Origin of the sequence: Streptomyces sp. NPDC002889, assembly GCF_042888425.1 — a bacterium.
Classification (GTDB): Bacteria; Actinomycetota; Actinomycetes; order Streptomycetales; family Streptomycetaceae; genus Streptomyces.
This window is the reverse complement of sequence record NZ_JBIAPT010000006.1, coordinates 345,552-358,552: the sequence shown is the minus strand read 5'-3', so window position 1 is coordinate 358,552 and position 13,001 is coordinate 345,552. Positions and strand designations below refer to the sequence as shown.

Sequence of the window (13,001 nt, the reverse complement as noted above, 5' to 3'; positions counted from 1 at the left end):
GCCCGGAGCCGGTCGTTCCCGGGTTGCCCCTGAACGCGGTTTCGGGATCACCGTGCAGCGGGTCGCACCGGCCGGTCGGTCAGTCGCGCTCGTGCGGCGGTGGGGCGACCTGTCCGGCCGTGCGCCGGGTCTGCCATCCGTGCGCCCTCCCGGGGATTGCTCGCGTCGCACTAGCGTGGACCGGAGGAGGCAGCCATGGCAGGACGCGGGGCGGTCCTCGTGCCCGTCGTCGCGCTCGGGCTCGTGGTGGGCGGAGTGTGGTGGTGGGCCGTGCTGCGGCTGCTGCTGGTGCCGGAGCAGTCCGGGGCCATCGAGGGGGCTGTGGCGGCCGGCGGCTGGGGGCTGAGTCTGCTTCCCGTGCATGTGACGGCGGCCCGAGGGGTCACCAGGGCATCACGACGCCGCCGTTCGGGCGCAGTATCTGACCCGTCGTGAACGACGAGGCATCGCACGCCAGGTGAAGCACCGTATGGGCAATGTCCTCGGGCTCACCGACCCGGCGCAGGGGGGACATTCTCACCAGCGCGGATTCCGCCTGGTGCTGGAGTTCGGCGTCGTGACGGTCGGTCATCGGGGTGCGTACCCAGCCCGGGGCGACGGCGTTGACGCGGATGGAATGCGGTCCGAGTTCGGTCGCCAGGGTCTTGGTCAGCTGGACCACTGCCGCTTTGGCCACGCTGTAGCAGAGCAGCCCGGCATGGGCGGCGTCCATGGCGCCCGAGGCCATGGTGATGATCGAACCCCGGGTCCCTGCGGCGATCATGGCGCGGGCCGATTCCTGGCAGGCGTGCAGCACTCCCTTGAAGTTGATGGCGAGGACGCGGTCGAGGTCCTCGTCCCGGGTCTCAAGGACCGGGCTGGTGTGCATGACTCCGGCGATGGCGGCCATGATGTCGAGCCGCTCGGCGCTGTGGATGGCTGTCCGCAGCCGGGCGCGGTCGGTGACGTCGACGGTGTGGGTCACGGCTGTGCCGCCGATGTCGTCGATCCTGGTCCGGGTTTCGTCGAGGCCCTTCTCGTCCAGGTCGGCGCAGTGGACGGACGCGCCCGCCTCTGCGAGCAGCACGGCAGTGGCACGGCCGATACCGCTCGCCGCTCCGGTGACGAACGCGGTGCGGTCGGTGAGGTCGTACGCCGTGAGGGCCATGCGGGGACCGTACGACCGGATCTGACGGATCGTCAACTGGTCGGTCCCGATTGGCAGCGAGGACACCAGTAGGTGGGGCGCCGGCGGCTGCCGTCGCCCTGGTCGGCCTTGCGGACAGGGGTCCCGCAGCGTGGGCAGGGGCGGCCTTCGCGACCGTATACGTACAGCAGCTGGGAGCCGGTGGCCGTGGTGCGGCGGTGGGGGCGGTCCTTGTTCGTCTCGAGGAGGCGACGGGCGGTCGCCACAAGCCGCTCGGGAGTACCGGGCGGCAGCTCGCCGACGGGCAGCCAGGGCGTCACGCGTGCCAGGAAGGCGAGCTCGGACTTGTAGACATTGCCGAGCCCGGCGAGAATGCGCTGGTCGAGAAGGGCCTCGCCGAGGGGGCGGGTGGGGTCGGCGACCAGATGGGCCACGGCGGTCGCGGGGTCCCAGTCCGGGCCCAGGAGATCGGGTCCCAGATGGCCGACCACCTGGTCCTCGTCGGCGGTGCGCAGCAGTTCCAGTACGGGCAGCCGATAGCCGACGGCGGTGTGTTCCGCGTTGCCGAGGATCGCGCGGATCTGGTGCTCCGGGCCGCCGCGCCGGCGCTCTCCCGCGTCGTACACCTGCCAGGAGCCGTCCATGCGCAGATGCGAGTGCAAGGTCAGTCCGCCCTCGATACGCGTCAGCAGGTGCTTGCCGCGCGGAGTGACGTCCAGGACGCTCCGACCGGTGAGATCGGCGGTGGCGAAGCGCGGAACGCGCAGATCGGACTGCGTCAGCAGACGGCCCGCGAGAGCCGCGTGCAGACGCTGCGCGGTCTGCCAGACGTTGTCTCCTTCGGGCATGACATCCATCATGCGGGACGCAGGACCCGAGGGGCGCGGCCGGTCGCAGGGCGCTGTGGGACCGAAGGCGTGCCCTCGGCAGCGGCTCAGGAGAGCGGGCGGTCGGGTCAGGGACGCATCCGCAGCCCCCTGGGGGTGGCGTGGAACCCGGCGGCCTCCAGCGCGCGGGCCAGCGGCGAGGTGAGCGCCGGTGATCCGTTGATCCGCTCCACGGTGACCGTGCCGAGCGCACCACCGTGCGCCGCAGTGGCGAGGGCTTCGGCAGCGGCATGCAGATCCGGGCAATCCTCGTCTGTCGCCCAGGACAGCAGGGTCTTGCCGCCCCGCTCCATGTAGAGCGTCAGCTCGCCGTCGACCAGCACCACCAGGGAACCCGCCTTGCGCCCCGGCTTGTGACCGGCGCCCGTCGGCGGCTCCGGCCACGACAGCGCCGCGCCGTACGCATTGGCCGGGTCGGCAGCGGCCAGCACGAGCGCGCGCGGCGCTGCCCGGCCCTCGGCCCGGTCCCGGGCGCCCGCCGCCGCGCGCAGGCGGTCGACCGCGCCGTCCATCGCGAACTGGGCGGCACCCAGCCCCTCGACGACGTAGCCCCGCCGCGCCTGCCCGCTGTCCTCGAAGGCCGACAGGATGCGGTAGGTGGCGGAGAAACCGCCCTCCACACCCTCGGCCGCGACCGCGCCTCGTGTCACCACGCCATGACGGTCCAGGAGCGTACGGGCGAGAGCATGCGCCCGGTGGGTCGGCTCGGGCTCGGCCGTCGGCAGCAGGGACCAGCGACCGCTCACGGTCGGCGGGCCGGTACGGGATGCGGGGCGGGCGGCAGCGGTGAGGCTGCCGTAACGCCCCCGGGGCACGGTGCGCTTGGCGCGGTGGGCGGTGGACCCCGCGGTGCGCCCCGATCCGAGCAGCGATCGCAGCGGGGCGAGAGTGTCGTTGGTGAGCCGGCCGGACCAGGCGAGATCCCAGACGATGTCGGCCAGTTGGGCATCCGTCGCGTCCGGATGGGTGGTGACCCGGACCTGGTCGGCGATCTGGCGGAAGAACAGGCCGTATCCACCGGAGAGCACGGTGAGGACCGACTCGTGGAGGGCCGTCAGCTCCAGCGGATGGGGAGCCGCAAGCAACAGGGGCGCGGCGTCGGCGAGGTAGAGGGAGATCCAGCCGTCCTTGCCGGGCAGCGCGCCCGCGCCGGCCCACAGCACCTCGCCCGTCGTGGTCAGTTCGTCGAGGAGCGTGGGGCTGTAGCCGCTGACCCGGGAGGGGAGGATCAGCTTCTCGAGGGCGGAGGCGGGCACCGCCGCCCCCTGCAACTGCTCGACAGCGCGGGCCAGTCCGTCGATGCCGCGCAGGCTGTTGCTGCCCAGGTGCTGCCACTGCGGCAGGAAGGCGGCGAGGGCAGCCGGCGGCACAGGCTCCACCTCATGGCGCAGGGCGGCCAGCGAACGGCGGCGCAGCCGGCGCAGCACACCCGCATCGCACCACTCCTGACCGATGCCGGAAGGATGGAACTCGCCCCGGACGACCCGGCCGCTCGCCGCCAGCCGGTGCAACGCCCCGTCCGTGACCGCCGTGCCGAGCCCGAAGCGGGCCGCAGCCTGCGCCGAGGTGAACGGGCCGTGCGTGCGCGCATACCGGGCGAGAAGATCGCCGAGCGGGTCCTTGACCGGTTCCGTGAACGCCTCCGGAACCCCCACGGGGAGCGCTGTGCCCAGCGCGTCGCGCAGCCGGCCGGCGTCCTCGATCGCAGCCCATTGGTCGGCGCCCGCGATCCGCACCCGGATGGCCCGGCGTGAACCGGCCAGGTCCTCGGCCCACTGCCGTTCGCCCCCGCGCTCGGCCAGCTCGGCGTCGGTGAGCGGACCCAGCACCCGCAGCAGATCGGCGACGCCTTCGACATCCTTGATCCGCCGGTCGTCGGTGAGCCACTGCAGCTCCCGCTCCAGCTCGGTCAGCACATCCGCGTCGAGCAGCTCCCGCAGCTCTGCCTGGCCCAGCAGCTCGGCGAGCAGCCGGGAGTCGAGGGAGAGCGCCGCTGCCCGCCGCTCGGCGAGGGGAGAGTCCCCCTCGTACAGGAACTGGGCGACATAACCGAAGAGCAGCGAGCGGGCGAAGGGCGAGGGCTCGGGGGTCGTGACCTCGACCAGCCGGACCCGGCGGGACTCGATGTCCCCCATCAGCTCCGTCAGGCCGGGAACGTCGAAGACGTCCTGAAGGCATTCGCGGACCGCTTCCAGGACGATCGGGAAGGATCCGAACTCGCTCGCCACCTGCAGCAGTTGGGCCGCGCGCTGGCGCTGCTGCCACAGTGGGGTCCGCTTTCCGGGGCTGCGCCGGGGCAGCAGCAGCGCACGGGCGGCGCACTCGCGGAAGCGGGCGGCGAACAGAGCGGAGCCGCCGACCTGGTCCGTGACGATCTGGTTGATCTCGCCCTTGTCGAAGACCGCGTCCGCCGCGCCGATCGGGGCCTGCTCGCTGTCGTACGCCGTGTCCGGACGGACCGGATCCTGGTCGAGCAGGTCGAGCCCCATCAGGTCGACGTCCGGCAGCCGCAGCACGATGCCGTCGTCGGCGTGCATGACCTGTGCGTCCATGCCGTAGCGCTCGGCGAGCCTGGCGCCCAGCGCCAGCGCCCACGGCGCGTGCACCTGGGCACCGAACGGGGAGTGGATCACGACCCGCCAGTCGCCCAGCTCGTCGCGGAACCGTTCCACCAGGATGGTGCGGTCGTCGGGGACATGACCGCAGGCCCGGCGCTGCTCGTCCAGATAGGCCAGCACGTTGTCGGCGGCCCAGGCGTCCAGACCGGCGGCGAGCAGACGCAGCCTGCCGTCCTCGGCGGACAGGCCGCCGACCTCCCGCAAAAATGCCCCGACCGCGCGACCCAGCTCGAGCGGGCGGCCGAGCTGGTCGCCCTTCCAGAACGGCAGCCGGCCCGGAACACCGGGTGCGGGGGAGACCAGCACCCGGTCGCGCGTGATGTCCTCGATGCGCCAGGACGTGGTCCCGAGGGTGAAGACATCGCCCACCCGGGACTCGTAGACCATCTCCTCGTCGAGCTCGCCGACCCGGCCGCCGCCCTTCTTGGGATCGGCCCCGGCGAGAAAGACGCCGAACAGGCCGCGGTCGGGGATGGTGCCGCCGGACGTCACGGCGAGGCGCTGCGCACCGGGCCGGCCAGTGACCGTACCGGCGATCCGGTCCCACACCACCCGCGGGCGCAGCTCGGCGAAGGCGTCCGAGGGATAGCGGCCGGCGAGCATGTCGAGGACGGCGGTGAACGCCGACTCCGGAAGGGAGGCGAACGGCGCGGCGCGGCGGACGAGTGCGAGGAGGTCGTCGAACTGCCGGCTGTCCAGCGCGACCATCGCGACCAGCTGCTGGGCCAGCACGTCCAGCGGATTGGACGGAATGCGCAGCGACTCGATGGAGCCGGTGCGCATTCGCTCGGTGACCACGGCCGCCTGCACCAGGTCGCCGCGGTACTTGGGAAAGACGACGCCCGTGGAGATCGCGCCCACCTGGTGTCCGGCGCGGCCCACCCGCTGCAGCCCCGATGCCACCGACGGCGGCGACTCCACCTGGACCACCAGGTCCACCGCACCCATGTCGATGCCCAGCTCCAGGCTGGAGGTGGCGACGACCGCGGGCAGCCTGCCCGCCTTCAGGTCCTCTTCGACCAGCGCACGCTGTTCCTTGGAGACCGACCCGTGGTGGGCGCGGGCGAGCAGCGGCGGCGCTCCCTGCGCGGCGCCGGACTGCGCCATGATCTCGGCCGGCGGAGCGCCGTCGGGCATCGCCTCGCCCGTGGCCCGCTCGTACGCGATCTCGTTGAGGCGGTTGCACAGCCGCTCCGCGAGGCGGCGCGAGTTGGCGAAGACGATCGTCGAGCGGTGCGCCTGGACGAGATCGGCGATCCGCTCCTCCACATGCGGCCAGATGGACGGCTTCTCCGCACCGCCGCCGGACGCGTCGGTGGCGGGGGAGCCTCCCAGCTCGCCAAGATCCTCGACCGGGACGACCACGGAGAGGTCGAACTCCTTGCCCGAGGGTGGCTGAACGATCTCCACACGTCGCTGCGGCGACAGAAAGCGGGCCACTTCGTCCACCGGCCGCACCGTCGCCGACAGCCCGATCCGGCGGGCCGGGCGCGGCAGCAGCTGGTCCAGGCGCTCCAGCGACACGGCGAGATGCGCGCCGCGCTTGGTACCGGCGACGGCATGCACCTCGTCCAGGATCACCGTCTCGACGCCCGCCAGCGCGTCCCGCGCGGACGAGGTGAGCATCAGGAACAGTGACTCGGGCGTGGTGATCAGGATGTCCGGCGGTCGGGTGGCCATGGATCGCCGCTCGGCGGGCGGGGTGTCGCCCGAGCGGATACCCACCCGCACGTCGGGCTCCGGCAGCCCGAGCCGGACGGACTCGTGCCGGATGCCGGTCAGGGGGCTGCGGAGGTTGCGCTCCACATCGACGGCGAGTGCCTTGAGCGGCGAGACGTACAGGACCCGGCAGCGCATCTTGACGTCCGCGGGCGGCGGGGCCGACGCGAGCTGGTCGAGCGCGGCCAGGAAGGCGGCCAGCGTCTTGCCGGAGCCCGTCGGAGCCACGACCAGCGCGTCCGAGCCTTTCCCGATGGCCCGCCACGCCCCCTCCTGTGCGGCCGTGGGCGCGCTGAAGGCCCCCGTGAACCAGCTTCGGGTCGCGGGGGAGAAGAGATCGAGTGCAGTGCCGGCCATGTCCCCCATCGTGCACCCGACCACTGACAACGGACGCGGCCCCAGGATGCGGGCAACGGACGCTCCGGATGTCCGCGTCAGGCGTGGCCGGTGTCCGCGACGCCCGTCCACGACCCGGACGGGCGACACCCTGCCCCTGCAAGCGGCGCAGAATGGACTGTATGGACATGGCCGGGGCAACGGACGGGAAGGACGAATGGGCACGGCACTGGCAGTACCCGGGCGTGCCCGGCCTCGATCTGCTGAGGGCCCGCTATGTGCGCCACTCCTTCGCCCGCCACAGCCATGAGGGATTCGTCCTCGGCGCGGTCCGCAGCGGGATCGAGGACGTGTTCATGCCGGAGGGCACCATCCGGGCCAGGCCCGGCACCGTCGTCATGATCAACCCCGAAGTGCCGCACTCCGCCCGCGCCGGGGTGCCCGAGGGCTGGGTGTACTCCACGCTCTACCCGTCGTCCCGGCTGGTCGCCGGTATCGCCACGGAGATGACCACGCTGCAGGGCACCGCGGGATTCGCCGAGACCATCGTCGAGGACCCGGACACCGCCCGCCTCGTGCACGAGGTGCACCGGGCGGCCGAGGAAGGCAACGCGCTCGCCGCCGACAGCCTGCTGCGCGTCGCTGTAGCCCGGCTGCTGTGCCGGCACGGCCGCTCCCTGCCCACTCGTACGCCCCTCGCGTCCGGCGCACGCACCGCAGCCCTCGCCAGACAACTCCTCGAGGAACGCATGGCCGATCCGCCGTCCCTGGAAGAGCTGGCACATGAACTGGGCACCAGCCCGTTCGCCCTGCTGCGCGCGTTCAAGGCCAGTTACGGGCTTCCACCCCACACCTGGCTCACCGACGCTCGCGTACGCACCGCCCGCCGCTTGCTGGATTCGGGCACCGCGCCCGCCGACGCCGCCATCGCCGTGGGTTTCACCGACCAGCCGCATCTGAACCGGCACTTCACCCGGATCGTCGGCGTGCCGCCAGGGGCGTACCGCAGGGAGCGCGCGGGTATGCGCACCGAGCCCGCTCCTTCGTCGGGACGCAAGCGGCCGTGATCAACACGGCTCGGGAAAGCCGCGGTTCCCGGGGTTCGCTTACTCAGCCGCCCAGCCACGACCGTCGAACCGGGCGTTGGCGTGCGGACGGGCGCAAGAACGTACAAGACCGACGACGGCGGCCCCGCCTACCGTCCGGGACGTGGCAGAACAGACAGCTCACCCAGAGACACCCACCGGCCGGGCAGCGGCCCCGGCCGGGCAGCCGGTGCCCAAGCCGGACTCGGCCGTCGTACGCGACGCACTCGGCGTCGGCATCGCCGTCGGCCTGTCCGGGTTCGCCTTCGGAGTGACTTCCGCGGGATCCGGCCTCAGCCTCCTGCAGACCTGCGCGCTCAGCCTGCTCGTCTTCACCGGAGCCTCGCAGTTCGCGCTGGTCGGAGCGATCGCGGCCGGTGGGAACCCGCTCGCAGCTGCCGCGGGCGCGTTCTTCCTCGGCGTACGCAACGCCTTCTACGGGCTCAGGCTGTCCCAGCTGCTCGCACTGCCCCGCTTCGTACGGCCTTTCGCTGCCCACTGGGTGATCGACGAGACCACCGCCGTCGCGCTCGCCCAGCCCACGCGGCGCAGCGTCCGGCTCGGCTTCACGGTCACCGGGCTCACGCTGTACGTGCTGTGGAACCTGACCACGCTGCTCGGGGCGCTCGGAGCCGAGGCGCTCGGTGACACGGACGCATGGGGGCTGGATGCGGCAGGCCCCGCCGTGTTCCTCGCGCTGCTCGCGCCCATGCTGCGTACGGCGACCGAGCGGGCGGTGGCCGCCCTCGCGGTACTGCTCGGGCTGGGATTCCTCCCGGTGCTGCCCGCCGGGGTGCCGGTGCTGGTCGCGGCGCTGGCCGCGCCCGCCGTGCTGTGGCTCAAGGGGCGTGCCATGAACGACGTGGGCACTGCCGACGAGGCGAGGGACGGACGTACGAAAGGTGAGGACCGATGAGCATCTGGATCGCTATCGCGGCGACGGCTGTCGGCTGCTACCTCGTGAAGCTGGTCGGTCTGCTGGTACCGGCCGATGCCCTTGAGCGTCCGCTCGTGCAGCGGTTGGCGCCCCTGCTGCCTGTCGCGCTGCTGGCCGCGCTCACCGCGCAGCAGACCTTCAGCGTGGACAACTCGCTGGTGCTCGACGCACGGGCCGCGGGACTCGCGGCCGCCGCGGTGGCGCTGGTGCTGCGGGCCCCCTTCCTCGTGGTCGTCGGGGCGGCGGTGGCCGTCACGGCGGGGGTACGAGCCTTGGGGGGTTGACCCCGGCCGCCCGGCGCGGTGCCCGGACGGAAGGCCGGATACCCCGGTGCCGGCCGGTGCGGGCCGGCCGGTGCACAGGGCGGGCTCCCCGGTGCACCGGGCGCGTCAGCCGATGGGGCGGCCGTAGGCCCGCAGCGTGCGCAGCGCCTCGATCGTCACGATCGGCCGGGCCTCCAGCGCCACCCCCGGTGCCCATTCGCGCCAGGTGATGGGCCAGCCGCCGTCCTCGCGCTGCTGTTCCGCGAGGTGCTGCAGCGATCGGTCCACCTCCTCGTCCGTGAACCATCGGCGGGCGAGCGACTCGGGCGTGGAGGCGTAGTGGTGCGCGTAGTGGTGCTCGCCCGGCGCATAACCGGGGGCGACGGGGTGCTCGGCCGCCCGGTCCGGGTCGAGCACCACCAGCCGCTGCTCCCGTATCAGCCGGCCGAGCCGGTCCGCCGCGACCTCGGCGCGCGCCCGGTCCGGGACGCCGTCCAGAAACGCGACCGCGGCCTCGATCTCGTACGGATGCGACTTCTCGATCGCGTCCACCGCGGCCCAGCAGTAGTCCGTGGCGCGGAACAGCCACGCGTGCCACACCTGATTGCGGTGCAGGAGTCCGACCACGGGGCCGGTCGTCAGCAGCTCGCTGGGTGGGTCGTCCACGACGGGCATGAACGGGGCTGCCGGATATCCCCGCTGCGAGGGGTGGATCGCCGGCAGCGCGCCGTCGTGCGTCGACACGTCCGTGAGGTACCGGCACATCCGCTCCACGCGCAGGCCGCCGCAGCGGCCGATGGAATCGAGCACGCGCAGGGCGTGCGCGGTGTGCAGCGGCTGGCTGACCGGGCCGCGCAGATCCGGTTCGAGGGCGTGGCCGTAGCCGCCGTCCTCGTTGAGATACGCGGCCAGGGCACTCTCCACGGAGTCCGCGCTGCCGCGCAGGAAGTGGTGAGCGAAACGCCGCTGCTCGAGCACGCGGGCCGTCAGCCAGATGAACCGTTCGGCGCGGACAAGGGGCGACGCGAGAGAGGACTCGGGGGTTGCTCCGGTTCCAGCCATGTTCCGACCCTAGGGCGCAAAGGGCCTTCGGCAAGGCGGACGGCCAGGGCTGCACTCTCAGGAGCGGGATACTGGGGTCATGCGGTTGACGATTTTCTGGGAACGGATGGCGGACCACTTCGGTCCGCTCTACGCCGACTCCTTCGCGCGCGACCATGTGATGGCAGAGCTCGGCGGCCGTACGGTCCATGAGGCGCTCGCCGCGGGCTGGGAGGCCAAGGCCGTGTGGCGCGGGGTCTGCGCCGCCGTAGGTATCCCTGCCGACAAGCGGTGAGACACGGGGCGGACTGTCTGCGTCCACCCCCGTAGGCGACACTTGGCCGGTGGCCCAGACCGACGAGACCGACCAGGACGCAACTGCCCCCACGACGACGGCACCGGACACCGCCACGGCGGCCGTTCCGCCCAGCGTGCCGCCTCCCAGGACGCAGACCGGGGCCGCCGGCCCGGTCCGGATGCCCCGCTGGCTGCCGCGGGCCATGATCCTGGCCCTGGCGCTGTACGCCTGCTTCCAGCTCGGCAACTGGGCCTTCCACCAGCTCATCGGGCTGCTGATCAATGTCCTGATCGCGTTCTTCCTGGCGCTCGCCATCGAGCCGGCAGTGGGGCGGATGGCGGCGCGCGGCATGCGTCGCGGACTTGCCACCTTCCTCGTCTTCTTCGCCGTACTGGTCGCGGGCGTCGGCTTCGTCGTCCTGCTCGGCTCGATGCTCGCGGGCCAGATCGTGGACATGGTCGAGGACTTCCCGAAGTACCTCGACTCGGTGATCCGCTGGATCAACGACACTTTCCAGACGGAGCTCTCCCGGGTCGAGGTCCAGGACAGCCTGCTGCGCTCCGACTGGCTGCGGAAGTACGTGCAGAACAGTGCGAGCGGGGTGCTGGATGTCTCCGCGACCGTGCTCGGCGGACTGTTCAAGCTGCTGACGATCTTCCTGTTCTCGTTCTACTTCGCGGCCGACGGGCCTCGGCTGCGACGCGCTCTGTGTTCCGTACTGCCGCCGGCCAAGCAGGCCGAGGTGCTGCGCGCCTGGGAGATCGCGGTCGTCAAGACCGGCGGCTATCTCTACTCGCGGGGCCTGATGGCGCTGATCTCCGGCGTCGCGCACTACATCCTGCTGGAGATCCTTGAGGTGCCGTACGCCCCGGCGCTCGCGGTCTGGGTGGGTCTGGTCTCCCAGTTCATCCCCACCATCGGCACGTATCTGGCGGGCGCGCTGCCCATGCTGATCGCGTTCACGGTCGACCCGTGGTACGCGCTGTGGGTGCTCGGATTCGTCGTGGTCTACCAGCAGTTCGAGAACTATGTGCTGCAGCCGAAGCTCACCGCCAGGACCGTCGACATCCACCCGGCGGTGGCCTTCGGGTCGGTCATCGCGGGGACCGCGCTGCTCGGTGCGGTCGGCGCGCTGATCGCCATCCCGGCGGTCGCGACGCTCCAGGCGTTCCTCGGCGCGTATGTGAAGCGGTACGACGTGACCGACGACCCGCGGGTGCAGGGCGATCACCGGCCGCGTGCGGGGCGGGCGCTCGCGCGGGTGCGGGGGGCGCTGCGGGGCGACCGGGCCGCCTCGCGAACGGCTCGCAGCAGGCCGGGGCAATCGCCGGAGGCCTGACGGGACACCGAGGAGCCGTGCTCGGTCGCAGGTCATGGCCGCGCGGGCGAGGTGCGCTTGACACTGAAATCGAACATCCATTCTCATGGGATTCCGGCCCTGGATTCCCAAGCGGTCTCCCGAGTTGTCCACAGGCTGGACGGACGTCGGGGCCCATTGTCAGTGGCAGGGGTTAGCGTCTTTGACGTGAAGCGATCGACACAAGCAAATCGGGTGGAACCCATGGCAGGAACCGACCGCGAGAAGGCGCTCGACGCCGCGCTCGCACAGATTGAACGACAATTCGGCAAGGGCGCCGTGATGCGTCTGGGCGAGCGGCCGAACGAGCCCATCGAGGTCATCCCCACCGGGTCGACCGCGCTCGACGTCGCCCTCGGCGTCGGCGGCCTGCCGCGCGGCCGTGTGGTGGAGGTGTACGGCCCCGAGTCCTCCGGTAAGACGACTCTCACCCTGCACGCCGTGGCCAATGCCCAGAAGGCGGGCGGCGCGGTGGCCTTCGTGGATGCGGAGCACGCCCTCGACCCGGAGTACGCGAAGAAGCTCGGCGTCGACATCGACAACCTGATCCTGTCCCAGCCGGACAACGGCGAGCAGGCGCTGGAGATCGTCGACATGCTCGTCCGCTCCGGCGCGCTCGACCTGATCGTCATCGACTCCGTCGCGGCCCTGGTGCCGCGTGCGGAGATCGAGGGCGAGATGGGCGACTCGCACGTGGGTCTGCAGGCGCGACTGATGAGCCAGGCACTTCGGAAGATCACCAGCGCGCTCAACCAGTCCAAGACCACGGCGATCTTCATCAATCAGCTCCGCGAGAAGATCGGCGTGATGTTCGGGTCGCCGGAGACCACGACCGGTGGCCGGGCCCTGAAGTTCTACGCCTCCGTGCGGCTCGACATCCGCCGTATCGAGACCCTGAAGGACGGCACCGACGCGGTCGGCAACCGCACCCGCGTGAAGGTCGTCAAGAACAAGGTCGCGCCGCCCTTCAAGCAGGCCGAGTTCGACATCCTCTACGGCCAGGGCATCAGCCGCGAGGGCGGTCTGATCGACATGGGCGTGGAGCACGGCTTCGTCCGCAAGGCCGGCGCCTGGTACACGTACGAGGGCGATCAGCTGGGCCAGGGCAAGGAGAACGCCCGTAACTTCCTGAAGGACAACCCCGATCTCGCCAACGAGATCGAGAAGAAGATCAAGGAGAAGCTGGGCGTAGGCGTCAGGCCGGAGGCCCCGGCGGCGGAGCCCGGTGCGGACGCGGCAGGCGCGGCGGCTCCGGCGGAGGACGCGGCGAAGTCGGTGCCCGCACCTGCCAAGGCCAAGGCGGCCAAGACGGCGGCGGCCAAGGGCTAGCGCGT

Annotated in this window: 11 protein-coding genes; 7 read left to right on the top strand and 4 right to left on the bottom strand. The window is 71.8% G+C overall.

Going from position 1 to position 13,001, the window contains the following annotated elements; genetic code table 11:
• Positions 1-195 precede the first annotated feature (195 nt).
• Complete coding sequence (locus ACFYWI_RS11940) at positions 196-435, top strand: hypothetical protein (RefSeq protein ID WP_389229208.1); 240 nt, start codon at positions 196-198, stop codon at positions 433-435.
• Here the strand turns inward: ACFYWI_RS11940 and ACFYWI_RS11935 are convergent.
• The 3 genes from ACFYWI_RS11935 to ACFYWI_RS11925 all read right to left on the bottom strand — a co-directional run bounded on the left by ACFYWI_RS11935 (position 383) and on the right by ACFYWI_RS11925 (position 6,707).
• Entirely contained in the window at positions 383-1,147 is a 765-nt protein-coding gene (locus ACFYWI_RS11935) for an SDR family NAD(P)-dependent oxidoreductase (protein ID WP_389229205.1), read from the bottom strand. The two genes, ACFYWI_RS11940 and ACFYWI_RS11935, sit on opposite strands and share 53 nt — an antisense overlap.
• Before the next feature lie 32 nt (positions 1,148-1,179).
• Positions 1,180-1,974 carry an Fpg/Nei family DNA glycosylase gene (locus tag ACFYWI_RS11930; protein ID WP_389229202.1) on the bottom strand — a complete coding sequence of 265 codons (795 nt, stop codon included), beginning with the start codon at positions 1,972-1,974 and terminating at the stop codon, positions 1,180-1,182.
• A gap of 107 nt (positions 1,975-2,081) precedes the next feature.
• Entirely contained in the window at positions 2,082-6,707 is a 4,626-nt protein-coding gene (locus ACFYWI_RS11925; protein ID WP_389229198.1) for an ATP-dependent helicase, read from the bottom strand.
• Between the two features lie 167 nt (positions 6,708-6,874).
• Between ACFYWI_RS11925 and ACFYWI_RS11920 the strand changes: the two genes are divergently transcribed.
• The 3 genes from ACFYWI_RS11920 to ACFYWI_RS11910 all read left to right on the top strand — a co-directional run bounded on the left by ACFYWI_RS11920 (position 6,875) and on the right by ACFYWI_RS11910 (position 8,992).
• The gene (locus ACFYWI_RS11920) at positions 6,875-7,753 is read left to right on the top strand and encodes an AraC family ligand binding domain-containing protein (RefSeq protein WP_389229195.1); all 879 of its coding nucleotides are present in this window, start codon (positions 6,875-6,877) and stop codon (positions 7,751-7,753) included.
• A 142-nt stretch (positions 7,754-7,895) separates the two neighbouring features.
• Positions 7,896-8,687, top strand: a complete 792-nt coding sequence (locus ACFYWI_RS11915; RefSeq protein ID WP_389229192.1) for an AzlC family ABC transporter permease — start codon at positions 7,896-7,898, stop codon at positions 8,685-8,687.
• The gene (locus ACFYWI_RS11910) at positions 8,684-8,992 is read left to right on the top strand and encodes an AzlD domain-containing protein (protein ID WP_389229189.1); all 309 of its coding nucleotides are present in this window, start codon (positions 8,684-8,686) and stop codon (positions 8,990-8,992) included. Before ACFYWI_RS11915 ends, ACFYWI_RS11910 begins: the two co-directional genes overlap by 4 nt.
• Positions 8,993-9,097: 105 nt before the next feature.
• Here the strand turns inward: ACFYWI_RS11910 and ACFYWI_RS11905 are convergent, their stop codons facing one another.
• Entirely contained in the window at positions 9,098-10,033 is a 936-nt protein-coding gene (locus tag ACFYWI_RS11905; RefSeq protein WP_389229186.1) for a hypothetical protein, read from the bottom strand.
• A gap of 79 nt (positions 10,034-10,112) precedes the next feature.
• Here ACFYWI_RS11905 and ACFYWI_RS11900 point away from each other — a divergent pair, with 79 nt between their 5' ends.
• The 3 genes from ACFYWI_RS11900 (at position 10,113) to recA (ending at position 12,996) form a co-directional block, all read left to right on the top strand.
• Complete coding sequence (locus ACFYWI_RS11900; RefSeq protein ID WP_389229183.1) at positions 10,113-10,307, top strand: DUF3046 domain-containing protein; 195 nt, start codon at positions 10,113-10,115, stop codon at positions 10,305-10,307.
• Positions 10,308-10,488: 181 nt separating this feature from the next.
• Positions 10,489-11,649 (top strand): AI-2E family transporter, encoded by a 1,161-nt coding sequence (locus tag ACFYWI_RS11895; RefSeq protein WP_389229271.1) that lies wholly within the window; start codon positions 10,489-10,491, stop codon positions 11,647-11,649.
• A gap of 222 nt (positions 11,650-11,871) precedes the next feature.
• The gene (recA, locus tag ACFYWI_RS11890; RefSeq protein WP_389229180.1) at positions 11,872-12,996 is read left to right on the top strand and encodes a recombinase RecA; all 1,125 of its coding nucleotides are present in this window, start codon (positions 11,872-11,874) and stop codon (positions 12,994-12,996) included.
• Positions 12,997-13,001: the final 5 nt, after the last annotated feature.

Coding starts and splice junctions, on each gene's coding strand:
- ACFYWI_RS11940 (WP_389229208.1), top strand. CDS start 196: ATGGCAGGACGCGGGGCGGTCCTCGTGCCCGTCGTCGCGCTCGGGCTC.
- ACFYWI_RS11935 (WP_389229205.1), bottom strand. CDS start 1,147: ATGGCCCTCACGGCGTACGACCTCACCGACCGCACCGCGTTCGTCACC.
- ACFYWI_RS11930 (WP_389229202.1), bottom strand. CDS start 1,974: ATGCCCGAAGGAGACAACGTCTGGCAGACCGCGCAGCGTCTGCACGCG.
- ACFYWI_RS11925 (WP_389229198.1), bottom strand. CDS start 6,707: ATGGCCGGCACTGCACTCGATCTCTTCTCCCCCGCGACCCGAAGCTGG.
- ACFYWI_RS11920 (WP_389229195.1), top strand. CDS start 6,875: ATGGCCGGGGCAACGGACGGGAAGGACGAATGGGCACGGCACTGGCAG.
- ACFYWI_RS11910 (WP_389229189.1), top strand. CDS start 8,684: ATGAGCATCTGGATCGCTATCGCGGCGACGGCTGTCGGCTGCTACCTC.
- ACFYWI_RS11905 (WP_389229186.1), bottom strand. CDS start 10,033: ATGGCTGGAACCGGAGCAACCCCCGAGTCCTCTCTCGCGTCGCCCCTT.
- ACFYWI_RS11900 (WP_389229183.1), top strand. CDS start 10,113: ATGCGGTTGACGATTTTCTGGGAACGGATGGCGGACCACTTCGGTCCG.
- ACFYWI_RS11895 (WP_389229271.1), top strand. CDS start 10,489: ATGCCCCGCTGGCTGCCGCGGGCCATGATCCTGGCCCTGGCGCTGTAC.
- recA (WP_389229180.1), top strand. CDS start 11,872: ATGGCAGGAACCGACCGCGAGAAGGCGCTCGACGCCGCGCTCGCACAG.